Source organism: Citrobacter sp. Cpo071, from assembly GCF_030332765.1.
In the GTDB taxonomy this organism is placed as follows: domain Bacteria; phylum Pseudomonadota; class Gammaproteobacteria; order Enterobacterales; family Enterobacteriaceae; genus Citrobacter; species Citrobacter portucalensis.
Genome location: NZ_JAOWHE010000073.1, coordinates 24,024 through 43,079, shown reverse-complemented (window position 1 = coordinate 43,079; position 19,056 = coordinate 24,024). Strand labels below are relative to the sequence as shown.

The window sequence follows — 19,056 nt, the reverse complement described above, 5'->3', positions numbered from 1 at the left end:
TATGTTGGCACAACTGACCATCAGCAATTTTGCTATCGTTCGTGAACTTGAGATCGATTTCCAGAACGGAATGACCGTTATTACCGGTGAAACTGGTGCGGGTAAGTCCATTGCCATTGATGCTCTCGGTTTGTGCCTGGGCGGACGCGCAGACGCCGACATGGTACGTGCAGGCGCCACGCGAGCCGACCTCTGCGCGCGATTCGCCTTAAAAGACACCCCCGCGGCTCTGCGCTGGCTGGAAGAAAACCAGCTTGAGGAAGGCCGTGAATGTTTGCTGCGTCGTGTTATCAGCAGCGATGGACGTTCACGCGGCTTCATTAACGGCACTGCCGTACCGTTGTCACAGCTGCGCGAGCTGGGCCAGTTGCTTATTCAAATCCACGGTCAGCATGCGCATCAGCTCCTGACAAAATCAGAACACCAAAAGTCTCTGCTGGATGGTTACGCCAATGAAGCGTCCCTGACTCAAGAAATGGCTGCGCGCTACCAGCTGTGGCACCAAAGCTGCCGTGACCTGGCGCATCATCAACAACAGAGTCAGGAGCGTGCAGCCCGGGCGGAACTGTTGCAATACCAGTTAAAAGAACTGAACGAATTCAACCCGCAGCCGGGTGAATTTGAGCAAATTGATGAAGAGTACAAGCGTCTGGCTAACAGCGGGCAATTGCTCACCACCAGCCAACAGGCGCTGGCTATCCTGGCGGATGGCGAAGACATCAACCTGCAAAGCCAGCTGTACACTGCAAAGCAGCTGGTCACTGAACTGGCAGGCATGGACGGCAGACTTTCCGGTATCCTGGATATGCTGGAAGAGGCCACGATCCAACTCAGCGAAGCCAGCGACGAGCTGCGCCACTATTGCGATCGTCTGGATTTGGACCCTAACCGTTTGTTCGAACTTGAACAGCGTATTTCCAAACAAATCTCATTGGCCCGCAAGCATCATGTTGCCCCTGAAGCGCTGCCACAGTTCTATCAGTCATTGCTGGATGAACAACAGCAGTTAGACGATCAGGCCGACTCGCTCGAAACCTTAACCCTGGCGGTGAACAATCACCACCAGCAGGCTCTGGAAACGGCAAAAATGCTGCACAAACAGCGCCAGCATTATGCTCAGGAGCTGGGACAACTGATTACAGAGAGCATGCATACTCTCTCAATGCCGCACGGTGTCTTTTGCATTGATGTGAAATTTGAGGAACATCATTTGAGCGCAGACGGTGCCGATCGCGTAGAGTTTAAAGTGACCACTAACCCAGGCCAGCCGTTGCAGCCGATTGCGAAAGTGGCTTCAGGTGGGGAACTGTCGCGCATTGCGCTGGCTATTCAGGTTATTACCGCACGCAAAATGGAAACACCGGCGCTGATTTTCGATGAAGTGGATGTCGGTATCAGCGGCCCGACTGCTGCGGTAGTGGGAAAAATGCTGCGTCAGTTGGGCGAGTCAACTCAGGTAATGTGCGTTACTCACTTGCCGCAGGTTGCTGGCTGTGGTCATCAACACTTCTACGTCAGCAAAGAAACGGATGGCGCGATGACCGAAACACACATGCAGCCGCTTGATAAACGCGCTCGCCTGCAGGAATTAGCCCGCCTGCTTGGCGGTAGCGAAGTGACGCGCAATACCCTCGCAAATGCAAAAGAACTACTGGCGGCATAAACTTTTTTACCTTGTTAAGGTCTGAGTTCAACATAAAATCGCCGACCGACCCGACAGCAAAAGGTTTTAAAGTGGTGAAAGGTCTATTATCATCGGCATATTACATATGAGCCGCGTACTGCTCGGGCCCGAAAAGGAATCAAATCACTATGCGCTGTAAAACGCTGACTGCTGCTGCAGCAGTACTACTGATGTTGACTGCAGGCTGTTCCACTCTGGAGCGAGTGGTTTACCGCCCTGACATCAACCAGGGAAATTATCTGACACCTACCGATGTCGCCAAAGTGCGCACGGGTATGACGCAACAGCAGGTTGCTTATGCTCTGGGTACACCAATGATGTCCGATCCTTTTGGCACTAACACCTGGTTTTATGTGTTCCGTCAGCAACCTGGTCATGAAGGCGTAACCCAGCAAACACTGACACTGACCTTTAACAGCAGCGGCATTTTGACGAACATTGATAACAAACCTGCTTTGACCGACAACAAGTAGGATTAACAGATCAAAAAAAGGTGCTCAATGAGCACCTTTTTTATTGTCTGCTATTTTTTAGCAGATTTCTCTGCTCGCTGTCTGCGCAGCTCTTTCGGATCGGCAATCAGTGGCCGGTAAATTTCCACCCTATCACCGTCCTGGAGAACATCAGCAAGCTTTACCGGACGGCTGTAAATGCCCACTTTATTTTTGCTGAGATCGATATCGGTACGTAATTCCAGCAGCCCGGAAGCGCGGATAGCCTCTTCCACCGTAGCGCCCTGTTGCAGCGTCACACGCTGTAGATACTGTTTCTCGGGCAGCGCATACGCCACTTCAACGACAATTTTAGCTGACGCTGACACTGTAAACCTCTTTCGCGCGGACCGTGAAGGCCTGCACCATGTTCGAAGCCAGCTCTTTAAAGATACGACCAAATGCCAGCTCGATTAACTTATTGGTAAACTCAAAATCGAGATGAAATTCAATGCGGCACGCTTCATGACTCAGTGGCGTAAACTTCCATCCGCCAATGAGTTTCTTGAACGGTCCGTCGACCAGATGCATCAGGATGCTCTGGTTACTGGTCAATTGATTGCGCGTGGTGAACGTTTTGCTAATCCCTGCTTTCGAGACATCCACCGCTGCGGTCATCTGTCCCGGAGTCGACTCCAGCACACGGCTACCGGTGCATCCCGGTAAAAACTGGGGATAGGATTTAACATCATTCACTAGCTGATACATCTGTTCCGCACTGTAAGGTACTAAAGCGGTCCGGCTAATCTGAGGCATAACAATTTCCATCAATATCAATCACACAAATAATACCATTTATCCCCCGCTAAAAAAAACGCTATAGCCTAACTCGTGCTAAGATAGCGCCTTGCGCCCCGCTGGATGAAATGGGGTGTTTTTCGATTCCAGATTACCTATACTGAGCGGCATTATGACGAAGAAAAAAGCACACAAACCTGGCTCAGCCACAATCGCGCTTAACAAGCGCGCACGACACGAATACTTTATTGAAGAAGAGTTCGAAGCAGGACTCGCTCTGCAAGGTTGGGAAGTCAAATCCCTGCGGGCGGGTAAAGCTAACATCGGCGACAGCTACGTCATCCTTAAAGACGGCGAAGCGTTCCTGTTTGGCGCCAACTTCACGCCAATGGCTGTTGCCTCAACGCATGTGGTATGTGATCCCACCCGTACCCGTAAGCTGTTGTTAAACCAACGTGAGCTCGACTCCCTGTATGGTCGAATGAATCGTGACGGTTATACCGTTGTTGCGCTTTCACTGTACTGGAAAAATGCCTGGTGCAAAGTGAAAATTGGCGTCGCGAAAGGTAAGAAACAGCACGACAAGCGCTCCGATGTGAAAGAACGCGAATGGCAGTTAGATAAAGCGCGTATTATGAAAAATGCTGGTCGCTAAACGCTATTCTCCTGTGACCAGTCTCTCATCCTGAGACTGGTTCTTATTTTTTAGTTATTGAAACCCACTCAATACATTCATCAGGTTTATGGTTTATTTGTGCTGAATCGTTCAGGTATGAAATAAACTCCCCTGGCATTACCGTAGCGCCCCATAGTCTAATAAAATAAAACTTCAAGACCATGTCACCTATATTCAAACTTATTTAATAACACTATTATTACTGTTGTTTATTATATCACCTCTCATTTCAATTAAAATACAAAGCCTTTAAATACAATAAGTTAACTAAAAATAAATCATTAAATACACACCGGAAAGTATACTTTTCAATTAGCCAAATATATTTTTAATATGGATAAGTTGCAGAATACATTCTTTCTGACTATATCATCTAATACGAAAGAACTATTCAGCTAACAGGGCCCGAACGTATTTGATAAGTAAATGAACCTCTGCATGACCTAATCAATGTAATTACCTGTGTAAATTCATCTTTATGGTGAACGGGGTCCCTGTCTGCTCATTTTCCCAGCGCGCTGTTGCGGATTAATACTCCCGACATGCCATCAGGAGTGAACATATGCGTCTACTCGCCGTTGTATCAAAATTAACTGGCGTTTCCACAAATGTTGAATCCTCTGAAGTTACGCTCAGTTCGCCTTCTATCGTGAAACTGTCGGTGTCACGTGAGGAGGTAAGTCAACTGACTCGCGTGAATCAGGATCTGGTTGTCACACTCCGCTCAGGTGAAACCATCACCATTAAGAACTTCTATGTCGGAAAAGGTGATGCGCAAAACCAGCTTGTTCTGGAAGACAGTAATGGCGCGCTGTGGTGGGTTCAGGATACTGATGGGGCATTCCATTTCCAGCATCTGGACGATCTCACTCCGCTAATGACTGCCGAGGGAAGCCATGAAGGCGGCGCCGTCTGGCCGTGGGTTCTTGGTGGGATCGCGGTCGCAGGCGGAATTGGCCTCGCGGCGGGTGGTGGAGGTGGCGGCGGTGGTGGCGGCGGGAGTGATAATAACGCCGGCAACGGAAATGGCGGAAATGGCAACGGTAATGGCAACGGTGGTAATGGGGATGGTGGTTCACCGCCAACAACAACCCCTAACATGCCTGACGTACCCGTTATCACCAGCGTAATCGATAACCAGGAGCTGATTACTGGCCCTGTTAATCAGCAGGAATCCACCAACGATAATATGCCTACTCTCCAGGGCACCGGCCCCGCAAATGCCACATTGCATATTTTTGATAACGGCGTCGAAATAGGCCGGGTCACTATCGATGCCAACGGCAACTGGTCGTTTACGCCATCCTCTCCACTCACAGACGGTACCCACAAGTTTACCGTCAGTGCATCAGACGGTACGGGCAGCAGCGACATGTCGGACAGTTGGGAGATTATTGTCGATACGCTTGCCCCCGACGCCCCTGTGGTCACAGAAGTAACTGACGATTCAGGCTCCATTAAAGGCTTGATAGGTAATAACGGTGTAACCGACGATGCCACGCCAACCCTCACAGGCACTGGTGAAGCGGGCTCTTACATCAGCATTTCTGATAATGGCATTCTGATTGGCATGGTTCAGGTGGATGACAATGGTAACTGGACGTTTACACCTGACACGCCGCTTAGCGACGGTGTTCATAATCTGACGCTGACGCAAACTGACGATGCGGGTAACGTGAGCGCGGAAACGAGTGTACCGACATTCACCATCGATACTACCCCGCCTGAAGGCGCGGTCATTTCCTCCGTAAACCTGCAAGGCACCGAGGTAACCGGTAGTGCTGAGGTAGGAAGCCAGGTCATTATCATCGGTAGTAATAATCAGGTTTTGGGTTCAACTACCGTTGATCAAACCGGCAATTTCGTCATCGCGATTTCACCTTCACAGACGCACGGTGAAGCGCTGATCGCGAAGATTCAGGACCAGGCAGGCAACGTCGGGCCAGACACGTCCTTCAATGCCACCAACTCTGGCTACCCGGGCGTGCCTGTTATCATCAGCATTGTGGATGATGTTACCCCCTCAACAGGGCCATTGAACAATAATCAGGCCACCAACGACCCAACGCCTACGATCTCGGGTACCGCAGACGCCAACAGCACGGTTAACATTTATAACAACGGCGCGCTTGTTGTAAGCGTGCTTGCCGATTCCAGCGGCAACTGGACCTGGACCTCCAACACCAACTTGCAGGACGACTCATACTCCTTCACCACCACAGCAACCAACCACCTGGGCACGGGAGGAACGTCAGCGGCATTCAATATCACTATCGATACTCAGCCACCGTCAGCGCCGGACGATCTGAACGTATCTGCCGACGGCTCTGTCGTCACCGGTACAGCCGAACCAGGAAGTACCGTGACCATCAATAATAATAACGGTCTTCAGATCGGCAGCGGCGTCGCCGGAACGGATGGCTCATTTACCATCACCATTAACCCGCCTCAGACCAATGGTGAAACCATTACCGCTATCGCCACCGATCCTGCCGGGAACCCAAGCCTACCGGAAACCGCGCTCGCGCCAGACATCACGGCCCCGCTGCCGCCAGCTAATCTGGTGATTAATCCTACAGGCGATCAGGTTACCGGCATGGCGGAACCCAACAGTACGGTACATATTCTGGATCCTGGTGGCGCGATAATTGGAACAGTAACCGCCGGCTCGAACGGAGAATTCACCGCCACGCTGGTTCCGCCGCAGACCAACGGAGAACATCTTGTCGCCAACGCGACGGATGCTGCTGGCAATACCAGCGGCAACAGCGCGATTACCGCCCCGGATACCACGGCGCCTGACGCGCCAACCGGCGTCACCGTCGCCGGGGACGGTGGTTCTGTAAGCGGACATGCTGAAGCGGGAAGCACCGTCACCGTAAAAGACAGCAATGGTAATCAGATCGGCACAGGCCAGGCAGACAGCGGCGGCAACTTCACGGTGTCGATTACGCCGTCGAAAATGAACGGCGAAACGGTAAAAGTTACCGCAACGGACAGTAGCAATAACGAGAGTCAGCCAACTTCCGCGGTGGCTCCGGATATTACCGCCCCCGGAACACCCATCATCACCGCCGTGACGGATGACCAGCCCATGTACCAGGGCCCTCTCAATAACGGCGACGTCACCAACGATAGCAAACCTAAACTGGAAGGCACCGCCGAAGCAGGTTCTCAGGTCAAAATTTACGATAACGGCACCCTGCTGACGACCGTTGTCGCAGATATCAACGGTAACTGGAACTATACGCCAGCCTCGGCGCTGAGCGAGGGTGCTCACATCTTCACGGTGACCGCCACAGACGCCGCGAATAACACCAGTAGCGCGGCAAGCTGGAAAATAATTGTCGATACAATTGCGCCAACTGTTCCAGTGATAACGTTGGTTAACGATGACGTTGGCAGCATTACGGGCAGCGTTGCAAATAACGGTTGGGTCACCAACGACAATACGCCAACCATCTCGGGTACCGGTGAGCCAGGTTCACTGGTAAACCTGTACGATGGCATTCAGTTATTGACGGTTATTCTTGTCGACAGCTCGGGTACCTGGAGTTATACCGTTCCGGGGAATCAGGTGCTCAGTGATCGCACCCATCAGTTTACGGTATCGGCAACTGATGCCGCCGGTAATGTCATCACCTCACCCACAGTGGTCAGCGTTACCGTAGATACCCAACCGCCAGGCGCTCCTGTCATTTTGGCTGCTACCGACGACGTTGGGAATGCACCGATCGATCTGCCTACCGGAAGCCGTTCAAACGATACCTTGCCAGAGCTGAAAGGAACCGGAACAGACGGTTCTAAGATCACTCTTTATGATGGAGCTACGCCAATTGGAAGCACGACTGTTTTGCCCGGAGGCACCTGGAGTATTCAACTCGACCAACCGCTCAGTGAAGGCACACACAATTTATCCGCTATTGCCACGGACGTTGCAGGCAACGCCAGCAATGCCGGAAACTTTACGCTAACGATTGATACCACTCCACCAGCAGCCCCGGTTATCAGCTCCGCAGAAGGTCTGATTGGCACAAATCTACAAACGCTGAGTAACGGCAGCAGTACCAAGAGCTTGAATCCCGAACTCTCCGGAACCGGCGAGCCCGGCGCGAAGATTACGATTTATGATAATGGCGGTTCCATTGGTACCGTCACCGTACAGCCAGACGGCACCTGGACATTTACCCCAACCTCACTCACCGACGGGCCGCATAAGTTCACCGCTACAGCGACTGACGTTGCAGGCAACACGGGGATCCCATCGGCCAGCTTTACCTTGACGGTAGACAACACACCTCCCGCACAACCAGCCGCGCCAATCATTACCGACGATGTGGCTCCGGTAACGGGTGTGGTCACTAACGGCAACACCAACGATACCACACCAACCTTTAGCGGTACGGGAAACGTCGGGGATTTGATTACCGTTTACCTGAACGGCACTCCTCCTTTGCAGGGAACGACAACAGTAGGTGCAGACGGAACCTGGAGCTTTACTCCGCCAGCACCGGTTACTCCAGGTGCTTACCAGGTAACCCTCACCGCAACCGATCCGGCAGGCAACGTCAGCCAGCCATCAACAGCTATAACACTGAACATCGACACGACGCCGTCTGCGCCGCCGGTGATTATCGCCGCCAATGATAACGTCGGCGATATCATGGGTGACCTTGCACCCAACGCCGTGACCGATGACACCACGCCAACCATTCGTGGTACAGGTGTCAATGGAGACATCATCACTCTGTATAACGGCGGTACGGTGATCGGTACTGCAACGGTGGCTGGCGGCACCTGGAGTATTACTCCCGGGACTGCACTAGCAAACGGGAACTACACATTAAGCGCTACCGCAACAGACCCCGCAGGTAACGTCAGCAACAATTCAAACAGCATTTCGTTTACGGTTAACAGCACGAAGCTGACACTGCCGCAGGTAACGGATATCCAGGATAACGTTGGCGTCTTTACCGGTTCGCTAACCAGCGGCAGCGTCACGGACGATACAACGCCAACCATTAGCGGGACCGGCACACCGGGCAGTACGGTGTTAATTTACGATGGCAACAATCCCATCGCCATTGCGACGGCTACCGTTGCCGCAAACGGCATCTGGAGTGTGGATGTTCCCCTCACGCCCAACGTCACTCACACACTGACTTTCGGCGCCGTAGATAACGCAGGTAACTCACTGGCAGCAGATAACCCGCTGACGTTGTTTGTCGATACCCTGCCACCTGCAACACCAACGGTTACCAATGTAGACACTAACGGGACGCTGGTTAGCGGCACCGCCGATGCAGGCAGTACCGTCATCATTCGCAGCGGTAGCACCATTCTCGGCCAGGGGGTGGCAGACGGTTCAGGTAATTTCTCTGTCACAATTTCACCGGCACAAACAGCCGGCCAGGCGCTCAACGCCATCGCTCAGGATACCGCCGGAAATCAAAGCGACCCGACAACGTTTAACGCTGCTACCTCCAGCGTTCCGCATCCCCCAACGCTTGAGATCGTTGATGACATTGCGCCCATCATGGGGGTGATTGGCAACGGTAAAACCACCAACGACACCTTACCGCTGCTGCAAGGGACGGCCACTGCCGGGGCGACTGTTAAAATTTATATAGATGGCGGAACGCCCCCCATCACGGTAACCGCCGATGCCGTCTCTGGCGCATGGAGTTATCAGTTACCCACCCCGCTGACTAACGGCACAACCTATAACTTCACGGTGTCACAAACTGTAGGCGGCATCACCAGCGGTTTATCGCCCAACTACGCTATCACCATCGACACGACGGCACCACAAGCGCCAACGATCACCAGCATTATCGACGATGTTGCCCCCGGCACTGGATCGTTGGATAAAGGGCAAATTACAAATGATTCACGTCCGACGCTCAACGGAACTGGCGAACCCGGGGCAACCATTACCCTCTACGATAACGGTGTCGCTTATGCCACAACGACCGTAAACAGTAACGGATTCTGGAGCTTTACCCCGACAGCACCGCTGGGAGAAGGCGATCATCTCTTTACCGCCCGCGCAACGGACGCCGCTGGCAACCAGGGAGATCCATCCAGTGATTTCCGGATCATTGTCGATACCCTGGTACCGAATGCGCCATCTATTGTGACGGTCACGGACAACGTTGGTACGATCCAGCCCCTGACCTCAGGGCAGTTGACCAATGATAATACCCCAACGCTTGCTGGCGTTACCGAGGCGGATTCGGTTGTTACCATCCGCGATAATGGCACGGTAATCGGCACAACCACCAGCGACGAAAATGGCAACTGGAGCTTTACGCCTGCCCCAGCTCTCGGAGAAGGAAGCCACTCGCTGACTGCCAGTGTTACAGATAACGCGGGTAACATTAGCCCGACAACGCCACCATTTGTGGTCGTCGTCGACACGCTGGCGCCAGCCGCACCGAGCATTACCTCAGTAATTGACGATCAGCCCGGCAATACCGCGCTGACCAACGGACAGCTTACAAACGATGCTCAGCCTACCCTGAACGGCAAAGGCGAGATTGGCGCCATCATCACGATCCGTGATAACGGCGCTGAAATAGGTACAACTCAGGTGGACGAGTCGGGTAACTGGAGCTTCACTCCGGATGCTCCGCTGGGACAGGGGCAACATATTTTCACCGTCGTTGCCACAGATCAGGCGGGAAACACAGGCGGAGTATCATCATCGTTTACTATTGAGCTGGACTCTATTGCCCCGTCAATACCGGTCATCAGTTCGGTGCAGGACAATACTGCGCCGACAACCGGGCCTATCTCCAACGGGCAAATCAGCAACGAAAGTCGCCCGGCGCTCAGCGGTACCGGTGAAATTGGCGCGACCATTACCGTGCTGAGCGATGGTCAGCCGATTGGCACCACCATCGTCGGCGCAGGCGGAAGCTGGAGTTTTACACCCTCCGCGGCATTGGGTAACGGCCAGCATACTCTGACCGTCACGGCTACAGATAGCGCAGGCAATACCAGCCTGCCTTCTGGTGGCTTTACCTACACCGTCGATACTCTGGCACCGACAGCACCAGTGATTACTCAGGTTGCGGATGATGTCGGCCCACTGATTGGAAATCTGAACAACGGTCAGGCCACGAACGATCCACTTCCGACGCTTAGCGGTACGGCAGAAGCCAATTCCATGGTGAAAATTTACGATAACGGAGCGCTGATCGGATCTGCTCCTGTAGATGGTACGGGCGCCTGGACCTTCACACCGGGAACCCCACTTAGCAACGGTAACCACGCGCTGACGGTAACAGCCACCGACGCGGCTGGAAACGTCAGCCCGACGTCTGCGGGATTTAACATCGTTGTTGATACCGTCGCCCCGCTTGCGCCAACGATTATCCAGGCGTTTGATGACGTGCAGCCGGGAACCGGAACGCTATCGAACGGAGCCTCTACCAACGACACCCGTCCCGTACTCAGCGGTTCAGCGGAAGCCGGTGCCCGGGTAGCCATCTACGATAATGGTGCGCTGCTGGCAACGGTGACTGCGACGATAGACGGCACCTGGGAATATCTGACCACCACACTTGGCAACGGTCAGCATGTGTTTACCGCCATCGCCACCGACGCCGCCGGGAACGTGAGTCCTGTCTCAGGTGGGTTTACGATTAATGTCGACACCATTGCACCATCCGTCCCGCTGCTGGTCTCGGTGGTGGATGATATCGCAGGCGGCGTGTTCAATGCAGCACTCAGCAACGGACAGCTGACCAACGATGCACGCCCGACGCTGAACGGCACCGCCGAGGCAGGCAGCACCGTCAGCATCTATGACGGAAGCACCCTGTTGGGTACCGCGCTGGTGCAAAGCAATAACAGTTGGTCGTTTACCCCAACCACACCGCTGGCAAATGGATCGCACACCTTCACAGTCACCGCCACTGATGCGGCGGGCAACACCAGCGGCGCGACGGCAGGCTTTAGCGTGGTGGTTGACACCACGGCGCCGACGCAGCCTTCAATCAGCAGCATTATTGACGATGTCGGGCCAAATACCGGGCCGGTTGGCAGCAATCAGCCGACCAACGACGCGCGCCCAACGTTAAACGGCATCACGGAAGCCAACGCGCGAGTTGATATTTATGATAACGGCAGCTTTGTCACCAGCGTAACGGCGGACGGCAGCGGCAACTGGAGCTACACCCCGACTACCGCGCTGGCACAAGGTACCCACTCGTTTACCATCACTGCAACGGACAGTGCGGGTAATACCAGTGGCATATCGTCTGCGGCAGCGATCGTGGTCGATACCGTTGCCCCGGGTATCCCAACCGGGCTGGCGGTAAACGCCAACGGCACCGCGCTCACCGGCGTAGCCGAACCAAACAGCACGGTCATTATTAACTCCAGCGGCGGAACGGTGCTCGGCACGGCAACCGCCAACGCCTCCGGTAATTTCACCTTCACTCTGAACCCACCGCAAATCAGTGGGCAAACTCTGCTGGTCAGCGCACAGGATGCCGCAGGCAACATCGGTACGGCGGGTAACGTGCTGGCACCGTTTACCGGCGTACCGCCTGCGCCTGTTATTGCCAGCGTGCTCGATGACGTCGGCACTATCATGGGACCCGTCGCTCCCGGTAAAACCACCAATGACACCCTGCCAACGCTCAGCGGAACGGCGCAGGCTAACGCCGTCATCAATCTGTACAACAACGGCGTGCTAATGGGCTTCACGACCGCAGACGGTAACGGGATCTGGAGCTTTACCCCATCCGGTGCACTCAGCGAAGGTAACCATGCGTTTACCGCCACGACAACCAACGCCAACGGCGCAAGTGGGTTATCCGGTTCGTTCAGCGTGATTGTGGACACCACGCCACCGACCGCGCCAACGCTCCTGATCAACGCCGATGGCGGTACCGTCAGCGGCGTCGCCGAAGCGGGAAGCACGGTCACCATTTCTCTGCCCGGCGGCACCAGCGTGACGGCAATCGCCAACAGCAGCGGTGTCTACAGCGTCAACCTGCCGGTTCGCCAGATTGAAGGGCAGTCGCTGTCCGCCACGGCGACCGATGCGGCGGGAAATACCTCATCGCCGACAAGCGCTCTCGCACCAGTATTGCCGCTGCTGGCTGAAGACAATGTCACCAGCCTGCCGCTACAAACCGATGTCACTGTCAGCACCGAGCATCAAAGCGATTATGGTTTCCTGTTGGTCAATGCGCTGGGAAATGTCGCCAACGTGCTGGGGAACGATACGGCAAGCGTGAATTTCAGCATCGCTTCTGGCGGCAGCGGATCCATTACAATCAATGCCGCAGCGACCGGCGTAGTGCTGTCGCTGCTAAACACGCTTGAAGTCGTCATCCAGCGCTTTGACACCGCGCTGAATGCCTGGGTGACGGTGGTGGATACCGGAAAACCAGACTTTGCCAGCCTCCTCACTCTGGGCGCCTCAGGCGTAACGCTCAATTACAGCGGACTGACTGGTGGTGATTACCGCGTGGTCAGCTACAACACCAACCTGCTGGCGACCGGGGCATACACCAGCCTTGATGTCTCAGTGGTAAAAGCCAGCGCAGGAACCATCACCGGCGGTACTACTGAGTCTGGCAATATCATCACCGATATCGATCCCGCCAACGGGCAGGATAATGCCCCTTCCGGCACGCTGGTTACCGCCATCACCGACGGTAACGGCAACGTCGTGAACATACCGTCGGGCGGCATTGATGTGCAGGGGAAATACGGCATCCTGCATATCAATCAGAACGGTAGCTACACCTATACCCTGACCGATACGTCAATCTCGGTGTATGGCCGTTCCGAAAGTTTCACCTACACGCTGACGCATGGCAGCGATCACTCCTCGGCAAAACTGGTGGTAACGCTCGGTCAGGCGCCAACCACCAGTACGGTAACCGCGGCAGACGATGTGGCTGCGCTGACTTACGGGACGCAGGTCATCGCGGTTGATCATGGCACATCACAGCAAACCGGTTTCACCCTCGCCAACATCGGACTGGGTAATGTGCTGGATGTCAGTCTGGTTAACGGTTTAACCAATCCTATCAAATTTAATGTGGATGATGGCGCAACCCGCACGCTGACCGTCAAGGCCAGCGTTCTCGGCGTCACGGTTGGCGGTTTTGATCTCTATGTTTATCGCTTCAACGAGTCCATTCAGCAGTATGAGCAGTTCCGCGTGAAGCCTAATTGGGTCACGGCGCTGCTAGGAGGTAGCTCAACGGATTACACCATCACCCTGCCTGGCGGTGACTATCTGTTCCTGCTTAACGCCTCCGGTGGTCTGACGCTGCTGACCAGCTATACCCTGAATATCCAGGCCGATCACACCTACGCCGTCGACAGCCTGAGTGCGACAACCAATGGAAACCTGCTGGTAAACGACTCGGCTCCGGCCAATACCGTTATCACCGAAGTTAACGGTGTCACCGTAAACGGAACGGGTACAACCACCATTAACGGGCAGTACGGCACGCTGACTATTGATGCGAAAGGGAACTACACCTACACGCTGAGAAGCGGACTGGGCGCAGACGGTATCAATACGCCGGACAGTTTCGTGTATAAGGTCAAAGCGCCAAACGGCGATACCGGCAGTGCATCGCTGAATATCAAACCAACCCCACAGGCGCTGGATGCAGTAAATGACGTCAGCAGCACGATGGCGGTTAGTACCCAGGCGGATACTTCCCGGTCGTTTACCGACGACAGCGTCGGGAACGCCAGCTGGAGTGCCCAACTCCTTTCACCCACCTCAAAAAGTGGTACTGGCGTCATTGAAATCGCTACGGGAACGGCGGTGCAAAACGCCATACTGCATTTTAACGTCGCGTCAGGTCTGACGCTGGGCGGGCTGACCGTCACCTGGGCGCTGTATGACAGCAACAACATCAAGATTGCCGGTAACTCTTTCAATGGCGGATTGCTGGTTGGTGGCAATATCGATATAGCCTTGAGCGGGATCGTACTGCACCCCGGCAACTATCGCCTCGACTATACCGGAAGCGTCGGGGGGCTGGGCCTGGGGAATATCACCATCACCCCCAGCGTGAAAGGTACGATAATCGACCTGCAAAACTTCGAGACTTCCACAGCGAACAGCGTCACCGGCAATATTTATGACGGAGACCATATTGCCAGCGTGCATACCTTGCTGACGGTGAACGGCACGGGCGGCAGTACCGTCACGCTTGATCCGCTGAGTAGCACGACCAGCGCCATCATTAACGGGTTGTACGGCAAACTGACCATTGGCATTGATGGTCATTACACCTATGCCCTCAACAGCGATGTCTCGCTCTCCACCATCGTCACCAAAGAGACATTTACCTACACCCTTAACGACCAGAATGGCCATACCGATACCGCTACGCTGACCATCAATATGAATCCGCAAGTGGTGAGTACCGTCGATGCCGATCGCCTGACTGGCAGCGCCTACGGCGATACGCTGATTTATCACCTGCTCAACGCCAACGACGCTACCGGCGGCAACATTAGCAATGGTGCTACCGACACCTGGACCAACTTCTCACTGGCCCAGGGTGACAAGATCGATATCGGCGACCTGCTGGTGGGCTGGAACGGGCAGAACGCTACGCTCGGCAACTACCTCACCGTAACCACCAGCGGTAACAACACGGTGATTGCCATTGACCGCGACGGTACGGGCAACACATATCACTCAACCAATCTCATAACGCTGGAGAACGTACACACCACGCTCGATGAGCTGGTGCAACAAAATCACATCGTGCCCTGACGTTAACGCAATGCGTTAAAGCGCCATAACTACAGCCCCGGATGCCATGACGTCCGGGGCAATAACAGTCGTCGCTGCCGTATTTTGTAAGGGATAAACTATGAGAAATGTCGCGCCTGTTGCATTACTTCTGGCATTAACGCTCTGTACCCTGCGGGTGAATGCCGAAGATGAACCGCAAATTATTACGCCGGAAGGACTGGCCACCAGCCAGATGCTTCCCTCGCTGGACGGCGCGGTTGCCGATCTGCCGCTGAGCGCTGCCGCCCCCGGCAACCTGATGCTCAACGACGCGGTAAGTCGTGCCGTGAGCTGGCATCCTTCTATTCGTGAATCGATCGGCAAACTGCTTTCGCAAAACGAACAGATCGACGTGGCGAAATCGAAATATTACCCGCAGGTTTCTGCCGGAATGAATAACGGTTACAGCAATACCTATACCGACCACGGCTTTAGCCCGGCGCTGGTTATTTCGGTGTCACAAATGCTGTACGACTTCGGCAAAGTGGCAAGCCAGGTCCGAGCCGAGACCGCCGGAGCCGCACAACAGCAGGCGAATGTGTTACTCAGTATTGATACCATCGCCCACGCAACCGCCAACGCGATAGTCCAGGTGCAGACGTGGCAACAAATGGTGGATGCCGCCGAAGAACAGCTCACCGCCTTAAACGACATTGGTCGACTGACCCGACAACGCAATGATGAAGGGGCAACCTCGCTGTCCGACGTGGTGCAAACCGATGCGCGTATCGAGTCTGCGCGTTCTCAGCTGGCGCAGTATCAGGCCAATCTCGACAGCAGTAAGGCCACATTGATGAGTTACCTCGGCTGGAACTCACTTAACGGCATCAGCAACGAATTCCCGGCCAAACTGGACAGCAGCTGCGATGTGGTCAAACCGGAAGATAAACTGGTTCCCGCGGTTCTGGCGGCCTGGGCGCAAGCGAATGTGGCACAGGCAAATCTCGATTACGCCAACGCGCAGATGACGCCCACCATCTCTTTGGAACCGTCGGTTCAGCATTATCTCAACGACAAATACCCCAGCCATGAGGTGCTCGACAAAACCCAGTACTCCACGTGGGTAAAAGTTGAGATGCCGCTGTATCAGGGGGGCGGACTCACCGCCAGGCGCAACGCCGCCAGCCATGCGGTAGAGTCTGCACAATACTCCATCCAGCGCACCCGACTCGAAGTACGACAAAAATTACTGGAGTCCCGCAGCCAGGCAATGAGCCTCGCCACCGCCCTGCAGATTCTGCGCCGCCAGCAGCGACTGAGTGAACAAACGCGCGAGCTTTATCAACAGCAGTATCTGGACCTCGGTTCGCGCCCGCTGCTCGACGTGCTTAACGCCGAGCAAGAGGTGTATCAGGCCCGTTTTGCGGAACTCCAGACTCAAAACCAGCTGCGCCAGCTCCAGCTGAACTGCCTCTATAACACTGGCTCGCTTCGCCAGGCGTTCGCCTTAAATAATCGCAGCATTCAATCGGTGGAGATCAAGCTATGAGCGACCTCGATTCACATGCAAAAGATGCGATTAGCGAACACGCTCTTAGCCAGTGGGCGCAGGCGATGACGCATATTGCCAATCACTATCGCGTGGCCTGTTCTCCCGGCGCAATCCAGGCCAACGCCCCGTGGTTTGCGGGAAAAAGCCGGGCCACAGCCCTGTCGCAACTGGCGCGTCAGGCGGGACTGTCATTTCATGCGCTGGATACCGTCACGCAGGTGTTCGGTCAGTGGCGTCTGCCGGTGGTGGCGGAACTGCGCGACGGCCAGCTAATGGTGATAGAACATTTCAACGGCGAAGATGCACTGGATGTGTTTATCATCGCCGAAGAGGGCCAGCGTAACCGGCTCACGGTCACAGAGCTTCTGCCGGAGATCGTGAGTATTACCGCGATGCGCCCGCTGTCGGCGCTGAAGGACAGTCGGGTAGACCGCTATATTTCGCGCTTCAAGCCCGACTGGATGCGCGAACTGGTGTTAAAAGACATTAGTCCTTATCTGCCGGTCATGATTGCCGCCTTTCTGATTAACGTTCTGTCGCTCGCCGGGATTATCTTTTCCATGCAGGTTTATGACCGGGTGATCCCCGCCCAGTCTTATCCAACGCTGTATGTTCTCTCCACTGGCGTTCTGGTGGCGGTGCTGTTTGGCTTTTTGCTGCGCGAAGCGCGTACCCACATCATGGACCTGCTCGGCAAACGCGCCGATATGCGCATTTCCGATCGCGTGTTCAGCCATGCATTGCGCCTGCGCAACAGCGCCGTCCCCCGCTCGACGGGGAGCTTCATTTCTCAACTGCGCGAGCTGGAACAGGTTCGCGAGATGATCACCTCCTCGACCATGTCGACCATTGTCGATCTGCCGTTTTTCTTTTTGTTTATCGTGGTGCTGGCTTTTATTGCCCCGCCTCTGGCATGGATAGCGCCCGTCGCGGCCCTGCTGATGATCCTGCCCGGTTTGCTGTTACAGAAGAAACTGGCGGTGCTCGCCAACCAGGCTGCCCATGAATCCACCCTGCGCAACGCGGTGCTGGTCGAGAGCGTTCAGGGGCTGGAAGACATCAAGCTGATGCAGGCGGAAAACCGCTTTTTACAGCAGTGGAACAGCTACATCCGCATTACCGGAGAGTCCGGGCTGCGCACGCGCAGGCTGACTCAGGGGCTGATTGGCTGGGGCATGTCGGTACAAAGCCTGGTCTACGCCGCCATCATTATGTTCGGCGCGCCGATGGTCATTGAAGGCACGATGACCACCGGTGCCGTGGTAGCCGCTTCGATGCTCGGTTCCAGAATGATTGCCCCAATGGCTAATCTGTGCGGCGTGCTGGCCCGCTGGCAACAGGTTAAGGCGGCGAAGATGGGGTTGGATAGTATCATGCAGCTTCCCACCGAAACGCAGTACGACGAAGACCGGGTGCATCAGGAGATTTTTCACGGTCATTATCTGTTTGAGAACGCACACTTTCGCTACCACAGCGACGATCAGCGCGTTCCGCTGCGCATCTCGCGCCTGGAGGTCATGCCCGGCGAGCGCGTGGCAATCCTCGGGCGTAACGGTGCAGGGAAATCAACCCTGCTGCAGGCCATGGCGGGTGGTGTGGAGATTATCCAGGGCGATGTCCGGCTCGACAACCTGAGTCTGGCGCAGATCGATATGGCTGATTTACGCCGCAACATCGGTTTTCTTAGCCAGAACGCGCGGCTGTTTTTCGGCACCCTGCGCGAGAACCTGACCCTCGGCGCACCGCATGCCAGCGACGCGCAGATCTTCGAAGCGCTGGAGGTCAGCGGCGCGGCAGCTTTCGTTAAACAGCTCGCCAAAGGGCTGGCGCACCCCATTATGGAGGGCGGCAACGGTTTGTCCGGTGGACAACGGCAGTCGATCCTGCTGGCAAGAATGCTGCTGCGATCGCCCAATATCGTGCTGCTCGACGAACCCAGCGCCTCGCTGGATGAACATACCGAGCGGGAGTTTATTCAGCGCCTGAACCAGTGGCTGGGCAACCGCACATTGATTGTCGCCACCCATCGCGTACCGGTTCTGGAGCTGGTCGAGCGCGTGGTGGTATTAAAAGAAGGCCAACTGGTTATGGATGCCCCGAAAGCGCAGGCATTAAATGCGAGCCGGGCACCCGCCCCAACTCACGGTCGGGAGTGGAAAAATGAAAACCAATCCGCATGAT

At 55.0% G+C, this 19,056-nt stretch carries 8 protein-coding genes; 6 read left to right on the top strand and 2 right to left on the bottom strand.

Going from position 1 to position 19,056, the window contains the following annotated elements; translation table 11 throughout:
- Position 1 precedes the first annotated feature (1 nt).
- Together recN and bamE are read left to right on the top strand one after the other, a co-directional pair.
- Positions 2-1,663 (top strand): DNA repair protein RecN, encoded by a 1,662-nt coding sequence (gene recN, locus OGY09_RS07065; protein ID WP_032944610.1) that lies wholly within the window; start codon positions 2-4, stop codon positions 1,661-1,663.
- A 149-nt stretch (positions 1,664-1,812) separates the two neighbouring features.
- Complete coding sequence (bamE, locus tag OGY09_RS07060) at positions 1,813-2,157, top strand: outer membrane protein assembly factor BamE (RefSeq protein ID WP_008785524.1); 345 nt, start codon at positions 1,813-1,815, stop codon at positions 2,155-2,157.
- Positions 2,158-2,207: 50 nt separating this feature from the next.
- On the opposite strand, the gene OGY09_RS07055 is transcribed toward bamE, so the two are convergent.
- Together OGY09_RS07055 and ratA are read right to left on the bottom strand one after the other, a co-directional pair.
- Positions 2,208-2,504, bottom strand: coding sequence for an RnfH family protein (locus tag OGY09_RS07055; protein ID WP_008785525.1), 297 nt, complete (start codon positions 2,502-2,504; stop codon positions 2,208-2,210).
- Entirely contained in the window at positions 2,488-2,931 is a 444-nt protein-coding gene (ratA, locus tag OGY09_RS07050; RefSeq protein WP_003826396.1) for a type II toxin-antitoxin system toxin RatA, read from the bottom strand. The genes OGY09_RS07055 and ratA overlap by 17 nt, the downstream gene beginning before the upstream one ends.
- A 154-nt stretch (positions 2,932-3,085) precedes the next feature.
- Here ratA and smpB point away from each other — a divergent pair, with 154 nt between their 5' ends.
- The 4 genes from smpB to OGY09_RS07030 all read left to right on the top strand — a co-directional run bounded on the left by smpB (position 3,086) and on the right by OGY09_RS07030 (position 19,055).
- The gene (smpB, locus tag OGY09_RS07045) at positions 3,086-3,568 is read left to right on the top strand and encodes an SsrA-binding protein SmpB (RefSeq protein ID WP_003031211.1); all 483 of its coding nucleotides are present in this window, start codon (positions 3,086-3,088) and stop codon (positions 3,566-3,568) included.
- Positions 3,569-4,151: 583 nt separating this feature from the next.
- Positions 4,152-15,362 carry a BapA/Bap/LapF family large adhesin gene (locus OGY09_RS07040; RefSeq protein WP_286590148.1) on the top strand — a complete coding sequence of 3,737 codons (11,211 nt, stop codon included), beginning with the start codon at positions 4,152-4,154 and terminating at the stop codon, positions 15,360-15,362.
- A 100-nt stretch (positions 15,363-15,462) separates the two neighbouring features.
- Positions 15,463-16,872 carry a TolC family outer membrane protein gene (locus OGY09_RS07035; RefSeq protein WP_008785529.1) on the top strand — a complete coding sequence of 470 codons (1,410 nt, stop codon included), beginning with the start codon at positions 15,463-15,465 and terminating at the stop codon, positions 16,870-16,872.
- The gene (locus OGY09_RS07030) at positions 16,869-19,055 is read left to right on the top strand and encodes a type I secretion system permease/ATPase (protein WP_032944614.1); all 2,187 of its coding nucleotides are present in this window, start codon (positions 16,869-16,871) and stop codon (positions 19,053-19,055) included. The genes OGY09_RS07035 and OGY09_RS07030 overlap by 4 nt, the downstream gene beginning before the upstream one ends.
- Position 19,056: the final 1 nt, after the last annotated feature.